Origin of the sequence: Fulvimarina endophytica, from assembly GCF_003403015.1 — a bacterium.
Lineage (GTDB): Bacteria > Pseudomonadota > Alphaproteobacteria > Rhizobiales > Rhizobiaceae > Fulvimarina > Fulvimarina endophytica.
This window is the reverse complement of the sequence record NZ_QURL01000011.1, coordinates 40945-67384: the sequence shown is the minus strand read 5'-3', so window position 1 is coordinate 67384 and position 26440 is coordinate 40945. Positions and strand designations below refer to the sequence as shown.

Below are 26440 nucleotides of genomic sequence, written 5' to 3'. Positions count from 1 at the left end.
TCCTTGGCAGCTTCGGCCGAGCGCTGGGCGAGGCCGCGCACTTCCTGGGCGACCACCGCGAAGCCCTTGCCGGCTTCGCCCGCCCGCGCCGCCTCGACGCCGGCGTTGAGCGCGAGGAGATTGGTCTGGAAGGCGATCTCGTCGATGACCGAGATGATCGAGGAAATCTGCTTGGAGGACGTCTCGATCTCGTTCATCGCCTGGACGGCCTGCTTGACCACCTCGCCGCCCTGGGCGGCCTTGTGGCGGGCCGCGCTCGCGACCTTGCGGGCGTCGTCGGCGCCGTTGGCGGTCTCGTTCACCGCGCCCGTCACCTCGCCGAGGGCTGCGACGGTCTCTTCCAGATTGGCCGCCTGGACCTCCGTTCGCTGGGACAGGTCGTTGGTCGCCGTCACCATTTCGGAAATGCCGTCATGGGTGGAGCGCACGAGCCCGATCACGTTGGAGAAGGCGCCTTCCAGGTTTGCGACCGTTTCGTTGAAGAGCGCGCGAAGGCCCTCGTAGTCCTGGGAGAAGGGCTTGTTGAGACGCGCCGTCAGGTCGCCCTTGGCAAGGCGGCCGAAACCGGCTTCCACCTCGCTCATGAAGAACTCGTGCGCCCGGACATATCCGGCCGCCTCTTCGTCCTGGCGCTGACGGTCGTCTTCCTTCTGGCGCTCCTCGGCGATGTTCGCCGCCTTCAGCTGCTGCTGTTCTGCTACCGCACCGCGCAGGTCTGCGACGGCCCTTGCGATGGCGCCGATCTCGTCGCCACGGTCCGTATGGGGAACGGCCTGGTCGATGCGGCCGCGCGCGACATTGGTGATCGTCTCCTTCAGGGCTGCGAGCGGGCTGACCATGCGGCGGGCCATGAAGAAGGCGCCGGCGCCGACGAGGAGGAGGGTGAGGCCGGAGACCACCAGAAGCTTGGTCTGCAGTCCGGCGAGCCCGGACAGGATATCGGCCTGGGGAACGGCCACCGCGAGGATGCCGATGGTCTCGCCGGCCATGGTCTTGATCGGGTCGTAGGCGGTGAAATAGCTGGTGCCCAGAACATCGGCCTCGCCGCGATAGGGCGTGCCCGAGCCGAGCACGGCGTCGTAGATCGGACCCGGTGCGAGCTTGGTTCCGAGAGCACGGCTGCCATCGGCTTCCACCACATTGGTCGCCACGCGCGTGTCGCCCATGAACACGGTGGCCGTACCGCCGACGAGCTCGTTGATCCTGTCGACCGCGACCTCGAAATCGTTGAGGGGCTGCAGGCCGGCATAGATGCGGCCGTCCGCCAGCCGGTAGCTGTTGCCATATCCGCCGAGAACCTCCCAGGCGACCCGCATATTGGTCTCCATGCGTTCGCTCGCGCGCTGCTGTCCGTCATTGTCGACGGCAATGAAGCTCGCGACGGACAGGAACAGGGTCAGGAGGGCGAGCGAGCCGACGACCATCATGGAGATTTTCGTGGAAAGAGAGAGATTTCGCATCGGCAAAAGGTCCAGAGATGGCGGTCGGCGAAGAAGCGCCGATGGAAAACCCGCGTCGGTTATCTTCCGACCTTAAGCCAGCTTCGTAAATCTCGCGTTATCGTGAAGCCTGTGCCGGGCTGGATCGGCAGGCATGATGCACGCTCGCACGGAGGGTAACGGGACCCCGCCAAACCGCAGAGCGGCCCTTGCCGCATGCCGCTCCCTGCCCATCGCACGGGCAGGGTGGTCAAACAGATTGCATTGCAAAAGCGCGCCCCGCCGTCAGAATGAGGCGATGAGCGCCGAACTCTCGATCCTGATCTTCGACGAGAATCTGGTCCGCGCGGCGATCATCGAGGCCGGTCTGCGCGAGGCCGGCCATGCCAAAGTGGAGACGGTGAACCAGATCAACGGGCTGGTGAGGCGCATCGAGATCCTCCAGCCCGACGTCATCGTCGTCGACCTCGAAAATCCCAATCGCGATCAGCTAGAACACGTCTTCCAGGTCTCGCGCTCGGTGCGACGGCCGCTCGCGATGTTCGTCGACAAGTCCGACGGGGACACCATCCGCGCGGCGGTGGAGGCCGGGGTCTCGGCCTATATCGTCGACGGTCTGCGCAAGGACCGGGTCAAGCCCATCGTCGACATGGCGATCACCCGGTTCAACGCCTTCCATCGCCTGACCCAGGAACTGGAGGCGGCGCGCTCGCAGCTGGCCGAGCGCAAGCTGGTCGACAAGGCGAAGGGCATTCTCATGAAGAAGCGTGGTCTTTCGGAGCCGGAAGCCTACCGGCTTCTCCAGCGCAGCGCCATGAACGAGAACCGGCGCATCGCGGACGTGGCGCAAGGCCTGATCAGCGCCGCCGATCTTCTGGGCGACGGATAGCGCCATGGCTCTCGATATCGTCCATGCCGGCTATCTTCCGCTTCTCGACAGCGCGGTCCTCGTCACCGCCGCGCGGCTCGGCTTCGCCCGCTCCCACGGCGTCGACCTCGTTCTTCACCGCGAGCGCTCCTGGGCCGCGATCCGAGACCGCATGAGCGTCGGCCATTTCGACTGCGCCCAGATGCCCGCGCCGCTGCCGATCGCCATGAGCCTGTCCGTCGGCCCGCTCGGCGGCGAGGTCTTCGCCCCCCTCGTCCTCAACACCGGCGGCAACGCCATCACCCTTAGCCGGGACCTCGGCGCCGAGGTCATCGCGCGCGCGCCGGCCTCGCTCGACGATCCGCGCCGGACGGGCCCGGCCCTCCAGGCGGCCCTTGCCGGGCTTGCCGCCGCGCGCGGCCGGCCGGCCCGTTTTGCCGTCGTCCACCGCTTCTCCTGCCACAACTACGATCTGCGCGACTGGCTAGCGGCGAGCGGCATGGTGCCCGACGAGGACGTGGAGATCACGGTCCTGCCGCCCTCTATGATGCCGGACCATCTGTCGAGCGGCCAGATCGACGGCTTTTCGGCCGGCGATCCATGGAACACCATCGCCGTGCGCTCGGGCGGCGGCGTGATCGCCGCGACCAAGGCCGAGCTTTCGCCGGGCAGTCCCGAAAAGGTGCTCGGCGTTTCGCCGGGCTTCCTCGCCGAGCGCCCGGAGGTTCTGGAGCGCACCATCCGCTGTCTTCTCGATGCCGGGGCCTGGTGCGGCGAGGAGGGCAATCACGCGGAACTCGCCGAACTCCTCTCGCGCAAGGAGCATGTGGGCGTCGATCCCGCCGACCTCGCCCCCGGCCTTTCGGGCCGGATCGAGATCGGCGGCGGCCGGACCCGCCACGTGGCGGACTTCCTCGCCTTCGCGGCGCCCGGCATGAACCCGCCCGATCCGGGCCATGCCGCATGGCTCCATCGCCAGATGGTCCGGTGGGGCCATGCGGCCGGCGGGCCGGAGGAGGAGGCCGTCGCGCGAGGCGTGTTTCGGCCCGATCTTCATGCCCGCGCGATCGGCGGCGATCCGCACGGGGCCGGGTCCGTGCCTCTCGGGCAATCGGCCGAAGCCCCGCGCTCCGATCGCGGGGCTGGAAGCTGATCGCGGATTGAGCGGGTCTGCTGCCGCCCGCCGAGGCGAAATGCACAAATATCAATCAGAATAACAAAAAGATGATAAATGCGTCAGATTGCGGTTGCGCCTCCCGCGCCGACGCCGTAATCATCGATGCGAAGGATGGATCGCTTGGGGGCGGTCCATCCCTCTCCAAGGCATCCAAGGGCGGATGCCGTCTCGGCAGGGCTGCCGACCTTTCTCATGTTCGCGGACCGGGCTTCGACCGGTGGCCGCCGGCATGTGCGGAAGGGTCGAGCAGCCTTTTTGCGTTTCAGTGCGCCCCAAGAGCGGACGGGGCGGGCGGAGGAGGGCTGCGGCAAAGGCCGCCGGCCCTGGCCGGAAGGAAGAGTTTCGTCGCCGCGCGGCCTGCCGCAAGCGGCGGACGAGCCAATCAACCGGGAGCGGGCGCACCGCTTCCGTTTCGATCAACGGACATCGAAAGGGGTTTTGACCGATGTCGTATCTCGCGCCACAGGAATTCGTGACCAAAATGGTCGATGCCGGAGAGGCGAAGGTGTTCATGAGCACCAAGGACACGCTGATCCGGTCCTATATGGCCGGTGCGATCCTCGCGCTCGCGGCCGCCTTCGCGGTGACGGTCACCGTCAACACGGGCAATCCGCTGATCGGGGCGCTGCTCTTCCCGGTCGGCTTCTCGATGCTCTATCTCCTCGGCTTCGATCTTCTGACCGGCGTCTTCACCCTCGTGCCGCTCGCCCTCTGGGACCGGCGTCCGGGCGTCACCGTCAACGGCATGCTGCGCAACTGGGGGCTCGTCTTCTGCGGCAACTTCGCAGGCGCGATGACGACCGCGATCTTCATGGCGATCATCTTCACAATGGGCTTCACCATGGATCCGAACGCCGTCGGCGCCAAGCTGATGGAGATCGGCCATGCGCGGACCGTGGGCTATGCCGATGCCGGCGCGGGCGGCATGCTGACCCTCTTCATCCGCGCGGTGATGTGCAACTGGATGGTCTCCACCGGCGTCGTCGCCGCGATGATGTCGACCTCTGTCTCCGGCAAGGTGATCGCCATGTGGATGCCGATCCTCGTCTTCTTCTATCTCGGCTTCGAGCATTCCATCGTGAACATGTTCCTGTTCCCGATCGGCCTGCTTCTCGGTGCCGATTTCACCTGGAGCGACTATCTCTTCTACAACGAGATCCCGACCGTGGTCGGCAATCTGGTGGGCGGCATCACCTTTGTCGGCGCGATGCTCTACTCGACCTACAACATCGCGACGAGCAAGACGACGAAGTCGAAGGCGGCCGTCGGACCGGTGAGCCCGCTCTCCGGCCAGCCCGCCGAATAATCGCCGGAACGCTGTCGGACGGCCCCGCCCGAAACGGGCCGGGGCCGTTTGGCCGTCCGCGATCGGCGATCATTCTCCCCAGTCCTCCCCGCAGTTCCTTCGCGCATGGCCAGCACACTCGCCATCTCCCTCGGCCAGCACTCGGCCGCCGGCCGCAAGCCGGTCAACCAGGACTTTTACGGGGCGATCGTGCCCGAGGGGCCGGCGCTTCAGATGAAGGGCGTGGCCCTTGCGATCGCCGACGGCATCTCCTCCTCGCCCGTCTCCCATCTCGCCGCCCAGACGGCGGTGAGGAGCTTTCTGGAGGACTATTACTGCACCTCGGACGGCTGGACCGTGGCGACCTCGGCGGGCCGGGTCGTCGCCGCCGCCAATGCCTGGCTCTACGGTCAGGGCCGGGCGGCGCGGCTCGCGGACCCCGAAGGCGGCGCGGAGCGGGGCTTCGTCACCACCTTCTCGGCGCTCGTTCTGCACGGGCGCATGGCCCACCTCTTCCATGTGGGCGACAGCCGCATCCAGCGCCTCGAGGGAGGGCGGCTCGACTGCCTGACGCAGGATCACCACACCGAGGGCCCGGCCGGCCCCGCCCTTTCGCGCGCGCTCGGAATGGCGAGGGACGTGCGGATCGACCATGCCGCCTTTCCGGTGGCCGAGGGCGACGTCTTCCTGCTCACGACCGACGGCGTGCACGACCATCTGCCCGCGTCGGCCATCGCCCTGGCGATCGAGGAGGCCGGCGATCTCGACGCGGCGGCGCGGGCGATCGTCTCGGCTGCGCTGAAGGCCGGCTCCGCCGATAACCTCACGATCCAGATCCTGCGGGTCGACGCCCTGCCGGAGCCTGCCGAGGCCTTGCGGGAGGATGCCGCAGACGATCCGGAGGCAGCGCTTCTTCTTCCGCTGCCGCGCGCCGTTCCCGAGCCCGGCGAGATCTTCGAGGGCTGGCATATCCTGGGCGTGCTTCACGCCTCGGCGAGAAGCCATGTCTTCGAGGCCGAGGACACCGAGACCGGCGAGAGGGCGGCGCTCAAGGTCGCGGCCCGGGACAAGGCCGAGGATCAGGCGCATCTGCGCGCGATGGCCATGGAGGAATGGGTCGCGCGCCGTCTCGCCCACCCCCATCTTCTGAAGGCGGTCGCAGCGCCCCGGCCGCGCCGCCTCGCCCATACGACCATGGCGCTCGTCGAGGGCATCACCCTCGACGACTGGATGAGGGACAATCGCAATCCCGATCTCGCCGATATTCGGCCGATCGTCGCCCAGATCGCCTCGGGCCTTCAGGAGATGCACCGGCGCGGCATGGTCCATTGCGACCTGAAGCCCGCCAATGTGATGATCGACGAGACGGGCCATGTCACCGTCATCGATTTCGGCTCGACGCGCATTGCCGGCGTCGAGGGCGCGGCGCCCGTCTCGAGCCGCGCCGACATTCCCGGAGCGCTGCAATACACGGCGCCCGAGATCCTGCTCGGCGATCCGATCACGCCCAAGGCCGACGTCTTCGCCCTCGGCACGCTCGCCTACCAGCTTCTCACCGGCCGCCTGCCCTATGGCGCGGCCATGGCGCGAACGCGCACGAGGCGCGAGCAGCGGCGCATCGCCTATGACAGCGCCTCGGGCGAAGACAGCCCCGTGCCGCTTTGGGCGGATGCGGCGCTGAAACGGGCCGTCCATCCCGATCCCGACCGGCGTTATGACGAGGTGGCCGAGCTCGTCGCCGATCTCGCCACCCCCAATCGCGCGCTCGGATGGGACCGGCGGCCCTCCTTTGCCGAGCGCGATCCGGTGCGCTTCTGGCAGGCGATCTCGGCCGTCCTCGCGGTTCTGGTTCTCGTTCTTCTGGCGAGCGGTGCCTCGAACGGATGACGGGATGCAGCGCGAAGGACGGGCAAGGCCCGCGAGACGCCCATGCGACGACTTCCTCTCGAACTCGCCGTGAACTCATTCACGTCTGAATCATTTCGTTTCGCAGGAAGCACACGCATTCGGTCCGTCTGACTGGAAGTCGCGGTGCGATCACGATCCAGAAGGGCGAGACATGACCACTTCCATCCCCGATCCGATCCGGTTCAGTCCGATCGTCGAGACGAGCGAGGACGACGAGGCGAAGACGAACGAAAGCCTCGAGAAAAGCTTCGATTACATCGTCAGGAGAACCAAGGCCGAGGAGGGCCGGGCGGCGCGCGGCGTCCACGCCAAGAACCACGGCGAGCTCGTCGGCCGGATGCGGATCCGGGAGAACCTGCCCGAGGAACTGGCCCAGGGTCTGTTCGCCTCCCCCGGCGAGCATCCGGTGATCCTGCGCTTTTCCACCAATCCCGGCGATATCCTTCACGACGAGGTCTCCGTGCCGCGCGGTCTCGCGATCAAGGTGCTGGACGTGAAGGGCGGCGAACGCCTGCCGGGCTCGGAAGGCGAGACGACGCAGGATTTCGTGATGATCAACGGTCCGGTCTTCTCGGCGCCGTCGGCCAAGGACTTCGCCCGCACGCTCAAGGCGCTCGCTGCGACGACGGACCGGGCGGAGGGCCTCAAGAAACTCGCCTCCGCCTTTCTCCAGACCGTGGAGAAGGGGCTCGAAAAGTCGGGTCTCGGCGGGTCTCCCACGCTCCAAACGCTGGGCGGTGCGCCGGACACCCATCCCCTCGGCCAGACCTTCTTCACCCAGACGGCCTATCGCTATGGCGACTATATCGCCAAGCTCCAGTTCGCGCCGGCCTCCGGAAAGCCCAAGGCTCTCGCGGGCGAGGAGATCGCCGTGAAGGGGCGGGCCGATGCGCTTCGCGAGGAGATGAACGCTGCGACCGGCGAGGCGGGCGGAACCTTCGAATTGCGCGTGCAGCTGTGCCGCGACCTCATCGCGATGCCCGTCGAGGACCCGTCGGTGGAATGGTCCGAGGACCTCAGCCCCTTCGTCACGGTGGCCGAGGTGACGATCGAGCCTCAGACCGCATTCGAGGCGACGCGCAACGAACGGCTGGACGACGAGATCCGCTTCTCGCCCTGGACGGGGCTCGCCGCCCATCGTCCGCTCGGCGGCGTCAACCGGGTGCGCCGGCGCGCCTACGACAAGAGCGCCGAACTGCGCTCCACCCTCAACGGCTGCCCGTTCCACGAGCCGAAATCGCTCGATGAGGTGCCGGCCTGAGGGGCCGGCGCTGCGACGCCGGTCGAGGGACAACGGCGCAAACGAAAGGGGCCGGCTCGAAGCCAGCCCCTGATCGGGACCCGCCTGGCACAAGGCGCCGGGCGGGTGGCCGGGAATGGTGTCAGTAGCGGCGCGGTGCGCGCCGGTTGCTTCCACGCCCGGTGATCTTCTTGGTGACCCATCCGACGAAAAGCGCCTTCAAGATGCTGCGGATCATGGGTTCGAGCCTCATTCTTCGTTGATCGGAAAATTGACTTGCCCCGTAAATGCGCGGCGATGCCAAAGGGTTGCATCACCAGCCACCGCATCGCGTGCCCCGGGAGCGGGATATTTCCCGCCATGCCGTCTTCTGACGAGGACGTGATCGCTCCCGTGCCTGCAATTTGCCCATGACCGGTCTTGCGGCAGTTCACGTGGTTGTCGCACGCGATCTGCTTCTATCTGCAGTGTGACGACCCGCCGGACGTCTCCGGCGTCCGGAGAACGCGAAACAGGGGTAGGGACGTCATGGAGCAGTCGGAGAAGGAGCTTTCGGTCAAGACGGGGTCACTCGGACCCTTCCCCCATGTCAGCCGACCGGTCTTCATCGTCTCCGCCGTGCTGATCCTGGGCTTCATCCTGTTCGGCGCCCTGTTCACCGAAGTCGCCTCCGAGGTCTTCCCGTTCCTTCAGAACGAGATCGCCAACAAGTTCGGCTGGGTGTTCGTGATCCTCGTGAACGCCGCGCTCGTCATGAGCTTCTTCCTCGCCTTCAGCCGGTTCGGCGATATCCGCCTCGGCGCCCAGACGGAAAAGCCCGAATACAGCCTGTTCAACTGGACCGCGATGCTGTTTTCGGCCGGCATCGGCGTCGGCCTCCTCTACTGGGGGGTCGCCGAACCGCTCTATCACTTCTTCGCGCCGCCGCTTCAGGAGCCCGAGACCGTGGCGGCCGCCCGCGAGGCGATGGTGCTGTCCTTCATGCACTGGGGCCTGCATGCCTGGGCGATCTACGCCATCGTCGGCCTGTCGCTCGCCTATTTCCACTACCGCCACGGCCTGCCGCTCTCGATCCGCTCGGCGCTCTATCCGCTGATCGGCAAGAGGATTTACGGTCCGTGGGGGCATACGGTCGACATCCTCGCGGTGTTCGGCACCATGTTCGGCATCGTGACGACGCTCGGGCTCGGCGTCATCCAGGTCAATGACGGCCTTCAGATGCTGTTCGACATTCCGACCGATCCCTTCGTCCAGATCATTCTCATCGTGATCATCACCGCCTGCGCGGGCGTGTCGGTGATGATGGGGCTCGACGACGGCATCCGCCGGCTTTCGGCCTTCAACATCTGGCTCACCTTCGCGCTCCTGTCCTTCGCGGTGATCTTCGGCCCGACGCTCTCGATCTTCGACCATTTCGTCGAGAACACCGGCAATTATCTGAGCTCCCTCGTCGATCTCGGAACCTGGGTTGAGGCCTATTCCGATACCAACTGGCAGGTGGACTGGACGATCTTCTACTGGGCCTGGTGGGTCTCCTGGTCGCCCTTCGTCGGCATCTTCATCGCCCGCATCTCGCGCGGACGCACGATCCGGGAATTCATGCTCGGCATCATGTTCATTCCGGCGACGATCCTGTTCTTCTGGTTCACCGCCTTCGGCGGCGTTGCGATCGAGATGAGCCTTGCCGGCGATCCGGGGCTGATCGAAGCCACCAAGGAGAGCTACGGCAACACGATCTTCGTGCTGATGGAGTCCTATCCGCTGACCACCTTCATCCAGGGGCTGATCGTGGTGATGATCGTCGTCTGGTTCGTGACCTCCTCCGATTCCGGCAGCTTCGTCATCGACATGCTGACGGCCGGCGGACACGACGATCCGCCCAAGATCCAGCGCCTGTTCTGGGTCTCGACCGAGGGCGTGATCGCCGCCATTCTCCTTGCGGCGGGCGGCCTCAACGCGCTCCAGGCGGCCGCCGTCGTCGCCGGCTTCCCCTTCGCCTTCGTCCTCTTCGTCCTGATGTGGGGCCTCATCCGGGCGCTCGGCCGGGACAAGCTGCCGCTCTATCGCAACGAACAGTGGTACCGGTCCGAGGAGGAGGCGGAAGCGGCCTCGCCGAGCCCCTTCGTGGACGAAAAGCTTCTCAAAGGCCCGCCGCGCCTTCTTCCCGAGGGCGAGAACCGGGGCTGAGGCCACGGGGTGGGCGGCGTCCTCTCGCCCGCCGCCCCTTCGTCTCCTTCCACCGCGGTGCCCACACCATCACGGTAATCGGGCCTCGCCCACCGCGTTAACGACGCCGAACGGAATGCTTTGCGCGCCGCAGGCGGCCGGGTTATCGATCGGAGGAACGAGCGTTGGTTCTCGATCCGCAGCACGGATCGTTTCGCCGGGACGGGACTGACCTCCAGGTCTCCGGCCGATCTCTTCAAGGCCGCCGCCGCGCCCGTCGCGGTGTGCGGCCTCTTTTTTGCCCGGTGGCCGGCGCTGGCGCGTCCTTCGACCGGAAGGTCGACCCGGACTTGTCTCATTTCCGATCCGGAACATGGGGGGCCCGACACCACTTTGCCGTCCGGTGCCCTATCATACCGCCGGACGTGAATTGTCCCCTTGGGGTCGATCCACGTCCGGCGAGGCTCCGCTTTCTCGCCGACGCATCGGATGATCCGAAAACCGGATCCCCTTTTCGCCCCGATGCTTTAGGCCCCGCTCGGGCTGCCAACGGATATTCGGAAGCGATGCTTTCACATATCCGCTGGTATGAGTGGCGAGTGGGGACGAACGCCTCGCATGAAGCTGGCGCGGTTCCGCGCATCCCGTATCAGAACCCGAGAAGGCCGGACCCGAACCCGTGACGCCCCAACCCGATCCCTATACGCCGATCCGCCGCCGCCAGCCGCCGGCCTTCAACACGCCCAACGTCGTGCTCGGCGTGATCGCGCTTCTCGTCGTCATCCACGTTTTCCGGGTCTATCTGGCAAGTCCGCTCGTCGAAGGCTGGATGATCCTGAATCTCTCCTTCATTCCGGGCTGCTATGCCGATCTCGCCGAGTTCTGCCTGGTGCGCGAGCCCGGTGCCGGCGCCTGGACGCCGGCCAGCTATCTGCTTCTCCACGGCGACGGGATGCATGTCGGCCTCAACTGTCTGTGGCTTCTCGTCTTCGGCACGCCGGTCGCCCGGCGCATCGGCGCCCAGCGCTTCCTCGCCTTCATGATCGCGGGTTCGGTCGCCGGCGCGGCCCTGTTCTACGTCTTCGAGCCCGGCCTCCTCGCGCCGATGATCGGCGCCTCGGGCAGCGTTTCGGCGCTGATGGGCGGTGCGTGCCGCTTCGCGCTTCCGCGGGCCGGCGGCATCGGCCTGATGCGGGCAGGCGCGCGCCTGCCGCTCGAGCCGATCCTCTCCTGTCTCACCAACCGGACGGTCGTCGTCTTCGTCGCCGTCTTCTTCGTGACGAATCTGGCCTTCTCCACGGGTCTCGGCGGCGCGTTCGGCCCGGGCAACGTCGCCTGGCAGGCCCATCTCGGCGGTTTCATCTTCGGCTTTCTGGGATTTGCCCTCTTCGATCGCCGCGACACGATCGGACCCGGCCGCCCGGCGATCTGATCACTACCCGTTTGGCGACTTGCGAGGAAGCCCGCGCCGTCGCACCATGGGCGGGACGTGTTCTGCCAGTGAGGGAGTGAACGGGCATGACGATCAAGCGGATACTGGAGGACAAGGGCCGGGACGTGACCACCATGTCCGCGGACGTGACCCTGGCGGAGGTCGCCAAGCTGCTCTCGGAACGGCGCATCGGCGCGATCGTCCTCACCGATGGCGAGGGCGGCGTCGCCGGCATCGTCTCGGAACGCGACATCGTGCGCGTGGTCGGCAAGAGCGGGCCGGACAGTCTGAAGCAGTCGGTCAAGGACGCGATGACCCCGCGCGTCGTCACCGCCACCGAAGACATGACCATCGATCAGGCGCTCGTCCTGATGACCGAGCGCCGGTTCCGCCATCTGCCGGTCACCGATGCGGATGGCCGCCTAAGCGGCTTCGTGTCGATCGGAGACGTGGTCAAGCGCAAGATCTCGGAAGCCGAGGCGGAAGCCAGCAATCTGCGCGACTATATCCACACGACCTGAGGAGCCTTGAAGACGGGCGCCTGTGGTCCGGGGGCGGACGGCATGGCCGGCCCCGGTGGGCCATGGCGTCCGTCAGTCGCGATCGCCCGAGATTTCCCTCGCGATTTGCCTGATCTCGGAGATGCGGGCGCTCGCCGCCTCGTAGCCGAGATCGATCGCCTCGGCCGCGCGGTTGAACTCCGACAGGCCGATCTCGCGCACCCGCGGATTGAGCGACAGGTCCGGCGGATCGCCGGCGAGCCGTGACCTCGAGATCCGGTCCTGGATGATGTTGAAGGCATCGACCATGGAGCGCACGATGCCGAAATTCTCGCGCCGGGCGCGGCCTTCGGGATTGCGGCGTTCGCGCCAGTCCGGGCTCGAGGGATCGCAGTCCCGCGCAGACAGGCGCACCACGGCGGCGCGGCCGTAGAGGTCGTGGCTGAGATTGACGGCGACCACCATCCTCTCCTCCATGGTGCGGCAGACATTGGCGGGCACCGGATTGACCAGCGCGCCGTCGAGAAGGCGCCGCCCGGCGCAGTCCACCGGGCCGAACACGCCGGGAAGGGCATAGGAGGCGCGCATGGCGAGCACCAGCGAGCCGCTGTCGAGCCAGACCTCGTGGCCCGACCGGGAATCCGTCGCCACCGCCACGAAGGGCCGAGACAGATCCTCGATGGCAACGCCGTGAAGGGAATCGGTGAGCCGGTCCGACAGGCGCATGCCCCGGATGAGACCGGCACCGCCCAGATGGAAATCGAGGAAGCGGAACATGCCGCGCCGGGTCAGCGAGCGGGCGAAGGCTTCGAGGTCGTCGAGCTTGCCGGCGAGATAGCAGCCGCCTACCAGCGCGCCGATGGAGGTGCCCGCGACCATCGAGACGGGAATATCGGCCTCTTCCAGCGCGCGGATCACGCCGATATGCGCCCAGCCCCGCGCAGCCCCGCCGCCGAGCGCGAGCGCGATGCCCTCCCGGTCGCCCTTGCGGCGCTTCGGGGTGGCGCCTGCCGAGGCGGCGCCGCCGGCCCCTTGCGGGTCCGCCGTCTCGCCCGGTGTGACACTCGCGGCCGATGCGTCGCGCCGGTGGATCATTCGGTTCATCATCGCCTGCGCTTCACCCCCCGTGACGCGGCCGGTCCGTTTCGAGCATGGACCTCGCGCGGACCCCCGGATGGCGCGATGGTCTCGGGCGAGGGTCCGATCGCAAGGGCCAGCTCAACACGTCGGCGCCGCCTTCCCTCACGAGTGTGCGGCAACGAGCTTTCTGCTGTCTGAATCGAGCCGCCGATAGAAGCAGGATTTCCGCCCCGTATGGCAGGTGTCCTCGGGCTTGGCCGAGACGACCGACAGCCAGACCGCATCCTGGTCGCAGTCCACATGGATGTCGCGCACGCTCTGGAGGGCTCCCGAGGTTTCGCCCTTCTTCCACAGACAGCCGCGCGAGCGCGACCAGTAATGGGCGATGCCGGTTTCGAGGGTGAGGTCCAGCGCCTCGGCATTCATGTGCGCGACCATCATCGGCCGGCCGGTCTCGTGGTCGGTGACGACGGCGGTGACGAGGCCTGCGGCATCGAAGCGCGGGCGGAAGGTCTCGCCCTCTTCCTGCTCACGGGCGGAAGCGGGGGATGCGAAGGGTTCGGACATGATGGCGGGGTCGCTCAGGTGGACTGGCCGCTCAGCTTCATGAACCGGCGGGTCAGTTCGGCATCGGTCTTGAAGGCGCCGTTGAAGGCGGTGGTGATGGTGGTCGCGCCGCGCGAGCGGATGCCGCGCATGGACATGCACAGATGCTCGGCCTCGATCATGACGGCGACGCCCGCCGGCTGGAGCAGGCGCTGCATGGCGTCGGCGATCTGGGCGGTCATGGATTCCTGGGTCTGCAGGCGCCGCCCGTAGATGTCGACGAGGCGGGCGATCTTGGACAGGCCGAGCACGCGCCCGTGCGGCACGTAGGCGACATGCGCCTTGCCGATGATCGGCACCATGTGGTGCTCGCAATGGGAATGGAAGTCGATATCCTTGACGAGCACCATGTCCTCGTAGCCGGACACGTCCTCGAAGGTGCGGCCGAGCACGTCGCCGGCCTCCTGCTTGTAGCCGCCGAAGAGTTCGCCATAGGCTTTGACGACACGGGCAGGCGTCTCCAGGAGACCTTCGCGGGTCGGGTCCTCGCCCATCCAGCGCAGAAGCGTGCGGACGGCCTCCTCGGCCTCGGCGCGGTCGGGACGGCCCGCCGCCTCGGTGCCGGCGCTTGCGGGAAACGGCTTGACCACGGCTTCCATCGCTGTCTTCTCCCTGAAATGCGGAATCCGCGCCGCCACCCAGACCGAATGGAGGTCCGGCGCCTGGGAGGAGGGGGCGGAACCGTCGGTCCTGTCGTCCTTCGTCACGGGCAACCCTCCGTCTGACGTCTTCGTGCGCGCCTGTCCGTCCGCCTCTCGCGGCGAGCTTCGCGCGAAACCTGCGGCGCCCGGCGTTCGGGGTCCCTTTCGACCCGGCCGGATGGCGCCTATATAAAGAGGCCGTTCGCCGAATGATAGACAAGAATCGCCGCCGGCGATCGGACTGCCGGAGCGGAAGCTGCCGGCCTCACGCATCCAACGGACCTGCCTCATGATCGACGACGTCTACAACAGCCGCATCCTGGAACTGGCCGGCAATATTCCGCGCACCGGACGCCTCGATGCGCCCGATGCGAGCGCGACGGCCCATTCCAAGCTCTGCGGCTCGACCGTCCATATCGACCTGAAGCTGGACGGCGGCCAGGTGTCCGATTTCGCCCACGAGGTGAAGGCCTGCGCCCTCGGCCAGGCCTCCTCCTCGGTGATGGCGCGCAACATCATCGGCGCGACGCCGGCCGAACTGAGGGCCGTGCGCGAGACCATGCGCGCGATGCTGAAGGAGAACGGCCCGGCGCCCGAAGGGCGGTTCGAGGACCTGAAATATCTGGAGCCGGTGCGCGAATACAAGGCGCGCCACGCCTCCACCATGCTGACCTTCGACGCGGTGGTGGACGCCCTCGACCAGATCGAGGCGAACGGCAAGTCCTCCTCGCAGGCGGCCTGAGCGAGGCGGCGCCGCGACATGAAGCCCTCCGAAGCCCTCGACAGGCATCGCGAGACGATCCGGGAGATCCTGTCGCGTTATCCCGTCGCCAATCCGCGCGTCTTCGGATCGGTGGCGAGGGGCGAGGACGGCGAGGAGAGCGATCTCGATATTCTCGTGGAGTTTCTCGCCTCGGACGAGCGTGCGCCGACATTCACCTATTTCGATCTGGCCAGGATGGAGATCGAACTGACGCGCAAAACCGGGGTTCGCGTCGATATTCGTCTGGAAAACGGCTTTCCGATGCGAACGCGCGAGCGGATCGGCAGAGGCGCCGTTCCCCTGTGAACGCCGATCTTCCATCCGATCTTATCGACCGGCTCCTGTCGCTCCATGACTGGTGCCGTGAAGTCGAGGCTCTGCTCGAAGGCGCAAATGATACCCTTTTCGAGACCAGGCGGGTGCACGAGCTGGCGCTTTCCAAGGCCGTGGAGCAGGTGGGGGAGCTCAGCGGACGCATTCTTCGCAAGCATCCGGGATTTGCTGCCGCCCATCCCGAACTCGAGCTGCTTGCCGCCTACACGATGCGCAACCGTCTGGTCCACGGCTATGACGACGTCATCGTCGCGATCGTCGTCGCGACGGGTCGCCGGGACATTCCGGTTCTCAAGGCAGCGCTCGAACCGATCCTCAGCGAGGCCGGCGAAGATGTCGCGTAACTATTCCGGCCCCTGGGCGAAGACGCCCGGCCGGCTTCTCGGCATCGGGCTCGTACGCCTCTACCAGCTCACCTTCTCGCCACTGATCGGCGGCCATTGCCGGCACCTGCCGACCTGTTCGGAATATGGCTATGAGGCGATCGCCCGGCACGGGCTGTTGCGCGGCGGCTGGCTGACGGCGAAGCGCGTCGGCCGCTGCGGGCCGTTCGGCAAGGGCGGGATCGACAACGTGCCGGAGTGATCAAGTCCCGGCGATCGCCGTGCGCAGAAGCGGTTCGATCGCCTCCGGATAGATCGGCACCCGTTCGAGTTCGTCGGGCGCAACCCAGCGGATCGACGTCGCGACCCCGTGGTCGAGGAAATCGAGACGGGTGTCCGGGAGCGGGGCGGGGGCGCCCTCGGGGCGCTCGCCGGAGAAGACGAAGACGATCTCGTGGCCGGGTGCGCCATTGTGTTCGAAGCGGTTCTCGCAGACCGTCAGGAGCGAGGCCGCATGCGGTTCCCAGCCGAGTTCCTCGCGAAATTCGCGAAGCAGGGCCTGTTCCGCGCTCTCGCCGAATTCGATGCCGCCGCCGACCGGCCGAAAGCCCTTGAGGAAACCGGTTCGGTCCCGCACTTCCATCAGGAGGACATGGCCGTCGGCGACGATGAGGCCGATCGCGATGGGCCTGATCCGTTCCGGCGGCGTCCAGTCGCTCGCAAGGTCTGGATTCGTGTTCATCGAAGGGTCCTCTCTCTTCCTGTCTCTCTGCTTGAGCCCCATCTGCGTTCCGCCTATACCGGGCCCGTTCTCCGGTGTTGAGGAGGGCGACTTCATTCACCCCACCCGCGCTCGTAGGCGGGACTGGAAACCCAAGGAGCAAGCCAGTGGCCGAGGCCGTTTCCCTCACCTTTCCCGATGGTTCGATCAAGGAGTACGCGCCCGAAACCTCCGGCGCCGAGATCGCATCGGGCATTTCCAAATCGCTCGGCAAGAAGGCCGTCGCCTACGCCCTCGACGGCGAGGTGCGCGATCTTTCCGATCCGGTGGGCCGTGCCGGTGCCCTCGAAATCCTGACGCGGGACGATCCGCGCGCCCTCGAACTCATCCGCCACGACTGCGCCCATGTGCTCGCCGAGGCCGTGCAAGAGCTCTGGCCGGGCACTCAGGTCACCATCGGCCCGGTGATCGAGAACGGCTTCTACTACGATTTTTCGCGCAAGACCCCCTTCACGCCCGAGGACCTGCCGGTCATCGAGAAGAAGATGGCCGAGATCATCCAGCGCAACGCCGCCTTCACCAAGGAGGTCTGGTCGCGCGACGAGGCGCGCCGGGTGTTCGCCGAGAAGGGCGAGGACTTCAAGGTCGAGCTCGTCGACGCGATTCCCGCTGATCAGGATCTCAAGATCTACCGCCAGGGCGAATGGTTCGACCTCTGCCGGGGCCCGCACATGGCCTCCACGGGACAGATCGGCGACGCCTTCAAGCTGATGAAGACGGCCGGTGCCTACTGGCGCGGCGATTCCACCCGGCCCATGCTCTCGCGCATCTACGGCACGGCCTTCGCCACCAAGGACCAGCTCAAGACCTATCTGACCATGCTGGAGGAGGCCGAGAAGCGCGACCATCGCCGGCTCGGCCGGGAGATGGACCTGTTCCACTTCCAGGAGGAGGGGCCGGGCGTCGTGTTCTGGCATTCCAAGGGCTGGCGCATGTTCCAGAACCTCGTCTCCTACATGCGGCGCCGGCTCGACGGCACCTATGAGGAGGTGAACGCGCCGCAGATCCTCGACAAGTCGCTCTGGGAGACCTCCGGCCACTGGGGCTGGTACCAGGAGAACATGTTCGCGGTGAAGTCGGCCCATGCGCTCACCCATCCCGACGACGCGGAGGCCGATCACCGGGTCTTCGCCATCAAGCCGATGAACTGCCCGGGCCATGTGCAGATCTTCAAGCATGGCCTGAAGAGCTATCGCGAACTGCCCATCCGCTATGCCGAGTTCGGCAATGTGCACCGCTACGAGCCCTCGGGCGCCCTGCACGGGCTGATGCGCGTGCGCGGCTTCACCCAGGACGACGCGCACGTCTTCTGCACCGAGGACCAGCTCGCCGCCGAATGCATGCGCATCAACGATCTCATCCTCTCGATCTATGCCGATTTCGGTTTCGAGGAGATCGTGGTGAAGCTTTCCACGCGGCCCGAGAAGCGCGTCGGCTCGGACGAGAACTGGGACCATGCCGAAAAGATCATGGGCGATGTCCTGAAGGAGATCGAGGCCCAGTCGGACGGCCGTATCAAGACGGGTATTCTGGAAGGGGAGGGCGCGTTCTACGGGCCGAAGTTCGAATACACCCTGCGCGACGCGATCGGCCGCGAATGGCAGTGCGGCACGACCCAGGTCGACTTCAACCTGCCCGAACGCTTCGGCGCCTTCTATATCGACGAGAATTCGGAGAAGAAGCGGCCGGTGATGATCCACCGCGCGATCTGCGGCTCGATGGAGCGCTTTCTCGGCATCCTCCTCGAGAACCATGCCGGCCACATGCCGCTCTGGTTCGCGCCGGTGCAGGCGGTGGTCACGACCATCACCTCGGAAGCCGACGACTACGCCCTCGAGGTCGCCGGGATCCTGCGCGAAGCGGGGCTGAAGGTGGAGACCGATCTTCGCAACGAGAAGATCAACTACAAGGTGCGCGAGCATTCGCTCGCCAAGGTCCCGGTGATCGTGGTCTGCGGCAAGCGGGAGGCCGAGGAGCGGGCGGTCAATATCCGCCGCCTCGGCTCCAAGGACCAGACGGCGATGGGCCTCGAAGAGGCGGTCGAGACGCTGGCCGCCGAAGCCACGCCGCCCGACGTGATGCGCAAGGCGATGAAGCGGAGCGCCGAGGCCTGAGACCGGCCTTTCCGCCGGCCGGGCCGACCGGCACTCCCATCCGATCATGAACGACGCCCGGCGGGTTCCTCGCCGGGCGTTATCGTGCCGGCCGGTCGGCCTCGGCGATCCGGTCCGCCTCCGTCTCCGGCGCGCGGGTCTCCTCGATGCCGGCCGCGGGATCGGAGGCTGCGACCGCCTCGCCGCCCCGGCCTGCCGCCGGCTCGCTCACCCAGCGCGCGACGAACCACCAGGCAATCGCCCAGGCCGCGCCGATCGTCCAGCCGGCGAGGACGTCGCTCGGCCAGTGGACCGCCAGATAGACCCGGCTGATGCCGACGAGGACGGTGAGGACGACGGCCGAGAGAATGAGGAAGACCCGCACCCGCCACAGGGCCTCGGTGCGGGCCGTGAGGATCGCGAGCGTCAGGTAGACGACCGCCGACATCATGGAATGGCCGCTCGGAAAGCTCGACGTGTAGACATAGGTCCCGTGCGGGACGAGATCGGGGCGCGGCCGCGAGAAGCCCCATTTGAGAAGCTGGCTCGCGGCAAAGCCCGAGGCGATCGCCGCCACCATCACGAGAGCGGTGCGCAGGCCGCCCCGCATCATCATGTAGAGGGCGGCGAACGCCGTGATCATGATGAGGATGCCGGTGCCGCCGAGCGCCGTCAGGTCGCGGCCGAGAACCTCCAGCCAATGGGGGCCGTAGGGCTCCCTGATATCGGCCGGACTGCGCATCATGAGGAGAATTTCCTCGTCGAGGCCCTGGGTGTCGCCCTCGGTCACCTCGCCGGCGATCGCCACGAACGCCCAGATCGCGGCGGCGGCAAGGAGGATCGCGATCAGGACACGCAGTTCGACGCGCTTTCTGACGAGGGTCTTCAGGTGGGCGATGTCGTACATCGAGGGCTCCGGGCGTTGGCTCTTGGCGCAATCTGTAGCCGCAAGGCCCGCGAGCAATGCGCCGACGTGAAATGCGAGGAGGCGGGGCCGGCATTTCGCTTCGAGACGTCGTTCTGCCGCGCGATCTCGCCGGACGCGTCATACAACTCTTCGGCATCGTGCTCCGCCGGGAACGATTGCGCGGCGCGGAGGCAGTCTGGTAACGCCTCGTCCCATGAACCCGACATTTCGCTTCGCTCCCTCGCCGACCGGTCTCATCCATATCGGAAACCTGAGAACCGCGCTCTTCAACTGGCTCCAGGCCAAAAAGACGGGCGGGCGCTTCGTCCTGCGCTTCGACGATACGGACCAGGAGCGCTCGACCCGGGCCTTCGCCGACGGGATCGAGACCGATCTCGCCTGGATCGGCATCGTGCCGGACCTCGTCGTGCGCCAGTCGGACCGGGTGCGGCTCTACGACGAGGCGGCCGAACGCCTGAAGAGCCGGGGGCTCCTCTATCCCTGCTACGAGACGCCGGACGAACTCGACCGCAAGCGCAAGCGGCTCGCCGCGCGCGGGCTCCCGCCGGTCTATGGCCGCGAGGCCTTGCGCCTTTCCGCCGAGGAGAAGGCCAGGCTAGAGGCGGACGGGCGAAAGGCCCATTGGCGCTTTCTCCTGCCCAATCACGATGGCGACCCGGCGATCACGAAGCGCAGCGAGGTCCATTGGGACGATCTCGTCCGCGGCCCCCAGACGGTGGATCTCGCCTCCCTGTCGGACCCGGTGCTGATCCGCGAGGACGGCAGCTATCTCTATACCCTTCCCTCGATCGTCGACGATGGCGATCTCGGCATCACCGACGTCGTTCGCGGCGACGACCATGTGACGAATACCGGGGTCCAGATCGCGATCTTCGAGGCGCTGGGCCTGACGCCGCCCCGTTTCGGCCATCACAACCTCATCACGACGCTGACCGGGGAGGGGCTTTCCAAGCGCTCCGGCGCGCTCTCGATCGATGCCCTGCGGCGCGAGGGCTACGAGCCGATGGCGCTCGCCTCGCTCGCGGTGCTCGTGGGCCTTGCCGGCTCGATCGAGGCGATGGACGATCTGGACGCGCTGGCCGACCGGCTGGACCTGAAGGATGTCTCGCCGTCCGCCTCGAAATTCGACCCCGCCGAACTCGACCGCCTCAACGAGGATCTGGTGCACCGGCTGGAGACGCCGGCCGTTGCCGGGCGCCTCAAGCGGTTCGCGGTGCCCACCGACGATCACGACGCGTTCTGGCAGGCGGTCCGGGCGAATTGTTCGAGGGTGAACGATGCCGCCGGCTGGCGCGAGATCGTCTACGGCGAGGTGCCGCATCCGGCGGATCTGCCCGGCGAGGACGCGGCCTTCCTGCGCGAGACCCTCGCCCATCTGCCGGAAGGGCCGGTCGACGAGGGAACATGGAGCGCCTGGACCAAGGCCCTGAAGGCTGCGACGGGACGCAAGGGGCGCCAGCTCTTCATGCCGCTGAGGCTTGCCCTCACGGGCCTCGATCACGGACCGGAACTGGCCGCGCTCCTGCCGCTCATTGGTCGGGAAAGAATTGCGGCCCGACTTGGCGGATGACCACCGGCTCCGCGCTCGCCGTCTGCGGCTCCACGGCCGCCGTCTCCAGCCCCGCGATCGCCGAGAAGGGATCGGGCCGGCGCGCGGGCAGGGGGATCGCGGACTGGAAGGGAAGCGCGCCCAGATTCTCGGCGACCGTGATCACGGGGTCGAGCTCGGGCGCGATCTCGCAGGCCTTGGCCGCCGTCTCGTCGATGCCGGCGGTCTTGTAGAGGAAGGCCGAGGGCAGGTCGGTATAGCTTCGGCCCGAGGTGTGGCTCACCATCTGGTCGGGCTCCTCGCGCAGGACCCGGTGGACGTAGAGATCCACATCCGTGCCGGGGCAGCGCGCCTCGCAGGCTTCCAGGTCGCGGTCGAAATAGGTTTCGGTCGTCGAGAAGCTGATCGGGAAGAAGTAGCCGTCCGCCTTGCGCACGCAAAGCGTCTGGTAGGTATGGCTGGAGGCGGCCGCGCCGTGTGACGCGCGCGCGCTCGAATGGCTGCTCGAACGGCTCACCGCCTGGCGCGAGACCGTGCGCTTGCGCACCTGCTTCTTGCGGATCACCTTGCGCACCGGCTGCCTGATCTTGCGCCGATGCTCGGCCGTCGGGGCGCCGAACATCTTCTGCAGGAAGGACTGGGCGGCCACGGGCTGCGGAGCCATCGGAACGAGACCTGCCGCCAGAACGCTCGCCGCGAGCAGGAACCGGGGAAGGAACCGGCTTGTCGTGTCGGTCATGGCCACGGGGTCCTCATGCTGCATCCGTCGGGTCGATCCTCGGATCGCCGACCGGTGGAATATGTATTACGGCCTTAGCATCGAAGCGTTCCGCCACGCGGGACCGCGAAAAACGAGGTGTTGCGCCCCGCCCACACTTTCGGGCGGGCGGGGCGGGAACCCGTTCAGCGTTCGCTGCCTTCGCGTTCCTTCTTGACCACCTGGGCCGCCGCGATCGCGGCCATGTTCACGACGCCGCGCGAGGTGACGGAGGGGGTGAGGACGTGGGCCGGCGAGCGGGTGCCGAGAAGGATCGGGCCCACATGCAGGGCGTCCAGCATGGATTTCACCACGTTGAGGGTGATGTTGGCGGCATCGAGCGTCGGGAAGACGAGGAGATTGGCCTCGCCGGTCAAGGTGGAATTCGGCATCACCCGCTCGCGCGTGAGGGCGTTGAGGGCCGAATCGCCGTGCATCTCGCCGTCGATCTCCAGATCGGGCGCCTGCTCTCGGATGAGCGCCAGCGCTTCGCGCAGCTTGCGGGTATCCTCGGTGTCGTCGGTTCCGAAATTGGAATGGGAGACGAGGGCGGCCTTGGGGGTGATGCCGAAGCGCCGGATCTCGTCGGCGGCCAGGATGGTCATCTCGGCGATGTCGGCCGCGCTCGGATTGCGCTGGACATAGGTGTCGACGAAGAACTTGGTGCCCTGGGAGGCGATCAGCACGCTGAGGGCCGCGAAGCGCTTGGCGCCCGGCTCGAGGCCGATCACATGGCTGATGTCGCGCACATGGTGGGGATAGCGGCCCTCGAGACCGCAGATCATCGCATCGGCCTCGCCCCGCGAGACGGCGGTCGCCGCGATCACGGTCGAATTGGTGCGCACGATGGTGCGGGCCGAATCCGGCGAGATGCCCTTGCGCCCGACCTTCTGGAAATAGTGGTCGACATAGTCGCGATAGCGCGGATCGTTGCTCGGATCGATGATCTCGAAATTCTCGCCCGGGCGAACGGACAGGCCGAAGCGCTCGAGCCGGGTCTCGATGACCTGGGGGCGCCCGACGAGGATCGGCTGGCAGACCCGGTCCTCGATGAGGACCTGGGCGGCGCGCAGGACGCGCTCGTCCTCGCCGTCGGCGAAGATGACCCGGTGATTGGTGTCCTGCGTGCTCTTGAAGATCGGCTTCATGATGAGGCCGGAGCGGAACACGAAGCGGTTCAGCGTCTCCAGATACTGGTTCATGTCGGCGATCGGGCGCGTGGCGACGCCTTCTTCCTCGGCGGTCTTGGCCACCGCCGGCGCGATCTTCAGGATCAGGCGCGGGTCGAAGGGCGTCGGGATCAGATATTCCGGCCCGAAGACCGGCGTGTCCGATCCGTAGGCCTTGGCGGCCACCTCGTTGACGTTCTCGCGGGCGAGCGAGGCGATGGCGTCGACGGCGGCCATCTTCATCTTCTCGGTGATGTGCGTCGCGCCGCAATCGAGCGCGCCGCGGAAGATGAAGGGGAAGCACAGGACGTTGTTGACCTGGTTCGGATAGTCCGAGCGGCCGGTGCAGATCATCGCGTCGGGGCGCACCTCGCGGGCGAGATCCGGCATGATCTCGGGCACCGGATTTGCGAGCGCGAGGATCAGCGGGTCCTTCGCCATGGATTTCAGGAGTTCGGGCTTGAGGACGCCCGCCGCCGAAAGGCCGAGGAAGATGTCGGCGCCGTCGATCGCATCCTCGAGGGTGCGCTTGTCGGTCTTGCGCGCGTACTTGTCCTTCCAGGGATCCATCCCCGAATTGCGGCCCTCGTAGACGACACCCTCGCGGTCGGTGACGATGATGTTCTCGCGCCGGGCGCCGAGCTCGGTGAGGAGGTTGAGGCAGGCGAGCGAGGCCGCGCCCGCGCCCGAGGCGACGATCTTCACCTCTTCGAGTTTCTTGCCGTTGAGGCGCAGCGCGTTGCGCACCGCCGCCGCCACGATGATCGCGGTTCCGTGCTGGTCGTCGTGGAAGACCGGGATCTTCATGCGCTTGCGCAGCCGGTCCTCGATCTCGAAGCATTCGGGGGACTTGATGTCCTCCAGATTGATGCCGCCGAAGGTGGGCTCGAGCGCGGCGACCACCTCGCAGACATGATCGATCTCGCGGGCATCGATCTCGATGTCGAAGACGTCGATATCGGCGAACTTCTTGAAGAGGACGGCCTTGCCCTCCATCACCGGCTTGGAGGCGAGGGGGCCGATATCGCCGAGGCCGAGAACGGCCGTGCCGTTGGAGATGACCGCGACGAGATTGCCGCGGCTGGTATAGTCGGCGGCCTTGTGCGGGTCGGCGGCGATCTCGAGGCAGGGCGCGGCGACGCCGGGCGAATAGGCGAGGGCGAGGTCGCGCTGGTTGCCGAGCGGCTTGGTCGCGGTGATCGCGAGCTTACCGGGGCGCGGATTCTGGTGGTAGAAGATCGCCTGCTGGTCGAGATCGCCTTCTGACAGGCGTTCGTTTTCTTTTTCGGATGACATTGACCGGCTCCCTACCACATCGCTTGAGCGGGCGAAGATAGAGGCAGGAGGGGCGGAAGCCAACGCGCCCCGGGCCTCGATCCACATCTTCCCGGCTAACGATAGCGCGAGCGATCCGACTGTTGCCGGCCGGACCCGGCCCGGGTGCCACAAGGGCTCCCGGGCGCCCGCGCGTCACACGGATGTTACGCAACTCGCCCAATGCATGTCCCGTCACGATGAGAGAACGAGGACGCGGGAGCGACATGTCTCAATCGAGCGAATCCAAGACCTTCCGGACCATCTTCGTCTCGGACATCCATCTGGGCTCCAAGGCGGCCCGGGCCGACATGTTCATCGAGTTCCTGAGGCGCTACGACGCCGAGACCTTCTACCTCGTCGGCGACATCGTCGACGGCTGGCGCCTGAAGCGGTCCTGGCACTGGCCGCAGAGCCATAACGACGTGGTGCAGAAGCTGTTGCGCAAGGCGCGCAAGGGCACGCGCATCGTCTATATTCCCGGCAATCACGACGAGTTCCTGCGCAGCTTTCCCGGCCAGCATTTCGGCGGCGTCGAAGTGCGCCAGAACGACGTCCACGTGACCGCCGACGGCCGACGCTTCCTTGTGATGCACGGCGACGAATTCGACATCGTGGTGCGCAATGCCCGGCTCATCGCCTATCTCGGCGACTGGGCCTATGACGCGGCGATCGCCCTCAACGTGGTCTTCAACACCATCCGGCGGAAGCTCGGCTTTCCCTACTGGTCGTTCTCGTCCTGGGCGAAACTCAAGGTGAAGAACGCCGTCAGCTTCATCGGGGCCTTCGAGGAGGCGCTGGCGGGCGAGGCCGAAAGGCGGGACTGCGTCGGCGTCATCTGCGGCCATATCCACCATGCCGAGCTTCGCGCCCTCTCGGGCGTCGAATACGTCAATACCGGGGACTGGGTGGAAAGCTTGACGGCGGTCGCCGAGCATTTCGACGGCCGGCTCGAACTGATCCGCTTCGCCGACATCCTGCGCGACGAGCACACGGCCGCAACGGTCCTGCGCCTGCCCGTTCAGCCGCAGCGCCAGGCAAAGACGACGAGCGAGGCCGCCTGATGGGACGTTTCCTGTTCGCAACCGATGCCTGGGAGCCGCAGGTCAACGGCGTGGTTCGCACCCTGTCGAACCTCATGGGGGCGCTCGAGCGGCGCAGCCACGAGATCCATGTCCTCTCGCCGCACGACTTCCTGACCTTTCCCTGCCCCACCTATCCCGACATCCGCCTGTCGCTGGCGACGGCGCGGCTCGCCGGCCGGCGGCTCGACGCGGTGCGGCCGGACCATGTGCACATCGCGACCGAAGGCCCGATCGGCAGCGCCATGCGCAAGGCCTGCCTCACGCGCGGCATCGCCTTCACGACGAGCTTCCATACCCGCTTCCCCGAATATCTGAGCGCGCGCGTGCCGGTGCCCGAGCGCTGGTCCTATGGCTGGCTGCGGCGCTTCCATGCGCCGTCGCTCGCCTGTCTCGTACCGACCCGGACCATGCACACCGAGCTCGCCGCGCGCGGCTTCGCCAATCTGAAGACCTGGACGCGCGGCGTCGATCGCAGCATCTTCAAACCGCATCCGCCGCTCGCCCTCGACCTGCCGGGGCCGATCTTCCTCACCGTCTCGCGCCTTGCGCCGGAAAAGAACATCGAGGCCTTCCTCGATCTCGACCTGCCGGGCTCGAAACTCGTCGTCGGCGACGGTCCGAGCCGGGAGGCCCTCGTCGCGCGCTATCCCGACGTCCACTTCGCGGGGCTCCAGACGGGCGAAACGCTGGCGCGCTACTACGCCTCGGCCGATGTCTTCGTGTTTCCCTCGCGCACCGATACCTTCGGCATCGTGCTTCTCGAAGCGCTGGCCTGCGGCACGCCCTTCGCCTCCTATCGCGAGCCGGGGCCCCTCGACGTTCTCGGCTCCTCGGCGGCGGGCGTCATCTCGCACGATCTGCGCGAGGCCGCCCTGGCCGCACTGACGCTCGATCGCGGGGATGCGCTGCGCCGCTCGCTCGACTTTTCCTGGGAGGCCTGCGCCGACATCTTCCTGGAAGCCTGCGATCTCAACCTTGCCGAGCGGCCGCTGTCTGCCTGAGT

The 26440-nt window shown here is 66.9% G+C and carries 23 protein-coding genes and 1 pseudogene; 16 read left to right on the top strand and 8 right to left on the bottom strand.

Annotated elements, in window-relative coordinates:
- Positions 1-1427: methyl-accepting chemotaxis protein (locus tag DYI37_RS18725; protein ID WP_210209339.1), on the bottom strand; the 1427-nt coding region annotated here is incomplete at its 3' end.
- A gap of 310 nt (positions 1428-1737) precedes the next feature.
- Between DYI37_RS18725 and DYI37_RS18720 the strand changes: the two genes are divergently transcribed.
- The 8 genes from DYI37_RS18720 to DYI37_RS18685 all read left to right on the top strand — a co-directional run bounded on the left by DYI37_RS18720 (position 1738) and on the right by DYI37_RS18685 (position 12036).
- Positions 1738-2328 carry an ANTAR domain-containing response regulator gene (locus DYI37_RS18720; RefSeq protein ID WP_116684802.1) on the top strand — a complete coding sequence of 197 codons (591 nt, stop codon included), beginning with the start codon at positions 1738-1740 and terminating at the stop codon, positions 2326-2328.
- 4 nt (positions 2329-2332) lie between these two features.
- Positions 2333-3460 carry an ABC transporter substrate-binding protein gene (locus tag DYI37_RS18715; RefSeq protein ID WP_116684801.1) on the top strand — a complete coding sequence of 376 codons (1128 nt, stop codon included), beginning with the start codon at positions 2333-2335 and terminating at the stop codon, positions 3458-3460.
- Positions 3461-3929: 469 nt separating this feature from the next.
- Entirely contained in the window at positions 3930-4790 is an 861-nt protein-coding gene (locus tag DYI37_RS18710) for a formate/nitrite transporter family protein (RefSeq protein WP_116684800.1), read from the top strand.
- A gap of 105 nt (positions 4791-4895) precedes the next feature.
- A complete protein-coding gene (locus DYI37_RS18705) occupies positions 4896-6656 on the top strand; it encodes a bifunctional protein-serine/threonine kinase/phosphatase (protein WP_116684799.1) in 1761 nt (586 codons plus the stop codon).
- Positions 6657-6828: 172 nt separating this feature from the next.
- The gene (locus tag DYI37_RS18700) at positions 6829-7938 is read left to right on the top strand and encodes a catalase family protein (RefSeq protein ID WP_116684798.1); all 1110 of its coding nucleotides are present in this window, start codon (positions 6829-6831) and stop codon (positions 7936-7938) included.
- Between the two features lie 507 nt (positions 7939-8445).
- Complete coding sequence (locus DYI37_RS18695) at positions 8446-10104, top strand: BCCT family transporter (RefSeq protein WP_116684797.1); 1659 nt, start codon at positions 8446-8448, stop codon at positions 10102-10104.
- 658 nt (positions 10105-10762) lie between these two features.
- Positions 10763-11515 (top strand): rhomboid family intramembrane serine protease, encoded by a 753-nt coding sequence (locus tag DYI37_RS18690; protein ID WP_116684796.1) that lies wholly within the window; start codon positions 10763-10765, stop codon positions 11513-11515.
- Between the two features lie 86 nt (positions 11516-11601).
- The gene (locus DYI37_RS18685; RefSeq protein ID WP_116684795.1) at positions 11602-12036 is read left to right on the top strand and encodes a CBS domain-containing protein; all 435 of its coding nucleotides are present in this window, start codon (positions 11602-11604) and stop codon (positions 12034-12036) included.
- 72 nt (positions 12037-12108) lie between these two features.
- Here the strand turns inward: DYI37_RS18685 and DYI37_RS18680 are convergent, their stop codons facing one another.
- From DYI37_RS18680 to folE, 3 genes are all read right to left on the bottom strand, one after another.
- A complete protein-coding gene (locus DYI37_RS18680; protein ID WP_116684794.1) occupies positions 12109-13122 on the bottom strand; it encodes a patatin-like phospholipase family protein in 1014 nt (337 codons plus the stop codon).
- A gap of 135 nt (positions 13123-13257) precedes the next feature.
- Positions 13258-13662, bottom strand: coding sequence for a phosphoribosyl-AMP cyclohydrolase (hisI, locus tag DYI37_RS18675; protein WP_116684793.1), 405 nt, complete (start codon positions 13660-13662; stop codon positions 13258-13260).
- 14 nt (positions 13663-13676) lie between these two features.
- Positions 13677-14300, bottom strand: a complete 624-nt coding sequence (gene folE, locus DYI37_RS18670; RefSeq protein WP_116684807.1) for a GTP cyclohydrolase I FolE — start codon at positions 14298-14300, stop codon at positions 13677-13679.
- Positions 14301-14631: 331 nt separating this feature from the next.
- On the opposite strand from folE, the gene DYI37_RS18665 reads away from it, so the two are divergent.
- From DYI37_RS18665 to yidD, 4 genes and pseudogenes are all read left to right on the top strand, one after another.
- Positions 14632-15084, top strand: a complete 453-nt coding sequence (locus DYI37_RS18665) for an iron-sulfur cluster assembly scaffold protein (protein ID WP_116684792.1) — start codon at positions 14632-14634, stop codon at positions 15082-15084.
- An 18-nt stretch (positions 15085-15102) separates the two neighbouring features.
- A complete protein-coding gene (locus DYI37_RS18660) occupies positions 15103-15411 on the top strand; it encodes a nucleotidyltransferase family protein (RefSeq protein WP_116684791.1) in 309 nt (102 codons plus the stop codon).
- Positions 15408-15782, top strand: coding sequence for a HepT-like ribonuclease domain-containing protein (locus DYI37_RS18655; RefSeq protein WP_158555222.1), 375 nt, complete (start codon positions 15408-15410; stop codon positions 15780-15782). Before DYI37_RS18660 ends, DYI37_RS18655 begins: the two co-directional genes overlap by 4 nt.
- Positions 15772-16020, top strand: a pseudogene (yidD, locus tag DYI37_RS18650) (membrane protein insertion efficiency factor YidD); the annotation flags it as partial. The gene DYI37_RS18655 and the pseudogene yidD, both read left to right, overlap by 11 nt.
- A gap of 3 nt (positions 16021-16023) precedes the next feature.
- Here the strand turns inward: yidD and DYI37_RS18645 are convergent.
- On the bottom strand, positions 16024-16503 hold the full coding sequence (locus DYI37_RS18645; RefSeq protein ID WP_158555221.1) for an NUDIX hydrolase: 480 nt from the start codon (positions 16501-16503) through the stop codon (positions 16024-16026).
- A 146-nt stretch (positions 16504-16649) separates the two neighbouring features.
- On the opposite strand from DYI37_RS18645, the gene thrS reads away from it, so the two are divergent.
- Entirely contained in the window at positions 16650-18656 is a 2007-nt protein-coding gene (gene thrS / locus DYI37_RS18640; RefSeq protein ID WP_116684787.1) for a threonine--tRNA ligase, read from the top strand.
- Positions 18657-18735: 79 nt separating this feature from the next.
- On the opposite strand, the gene DYI37_RS18635 is transcribed toward thrS, so the two are convergent.
- The gene (locus DYI37_RS18635) at positions 18736-19542 is read right to left on the bottom strand and encodes a phosphatase PAP2 family protein (RefSeq protein ID WP_116684786.1); all 807 of its coding nucleotides are present in this window, start codon (positions 19540-19542) and stop codon (positions 18736-18738) included.
- 214 nt (positions 19543-19756) lie between these two features.
- Here DYI37_RS18635 and gltX point away from each other — a divergent pair, with 214 nt between their 5' ends.
- The gene (gene gltX / locus DYI37_RS18630) at positions 19757-21133 is read left to right on the top strand and encodes a glutamate--tRNA ligase (protein WP_116684785.1); all 1377 of its coding nucleotides are present in this window, start codon (positions 19757-19759) and stop codon (positions 21131-21133) included.
- Here the strand turns inward: gltX and DYI37_RS18625 are convergent.
- Together DYI37_RS18625 and DYI37_RS18620 are read right to left on the bottom strand one after the other, a co-directional pair.
- Positions 21093-21851: a DUF2865 domain-containing protein gene (locus DYI37_RS18625; protein WP_158555220.1), complete on the bottom strand. Its 759-nt coding sequence runs from the start codon at positions 21849-21851 to the stop codon at positions 21093-21095. The genes gltX and DYI37_RS18625 overlap by 41 nt on opposite strands.
- A gap of 164 nt (positions 21852-22015) precedes the next feature.
- The gene (locus DYI37_RS18620) at positions 22016-24334 is read right to left on the bottom strand and encodes an NADP-dependent malic enzyme (protein ID WP_116684783.1); all 2319 of its coding nucleotides are present in this window, start codon (positions 24332-24334) and stop codon (positions 22016-22018) included.
- Between the two features lie 245 nt (positions 24335-24579).
- On the opposite strand from DYI37_RS18620, the gene DYI37_RS18615 reads away from it, so the two are divergent.
- Positions 24580-25416, top strand: a complete 837-nt coding sequence (locus tag DYI37_RS18615) for a UDP-2,3-diacylglucosamine diphosphatase (protein ID WP_116684782.1) — start codon at positions 24580-24582, stop codon at positions 25414-25416.
- The gene (locus tag DYI37_RS18610; protein ID WP_116684781.1) at positions 25416-26438 is read left to right on the top strand and encodes a glycosyltransferase family 4 protein; all 1023 of its coding nucleotides are present in this window, start codon (positions 25416-25418) and stop codon (positions 26436-26438) included. Before DYI37_RS18615 ends, DYI37_RS18610 begins: the two co-directional genes overlap by 1 nt.
- The last annotated feature ends 2 nt before the right edge of the window (positions 26439-26440 follow it).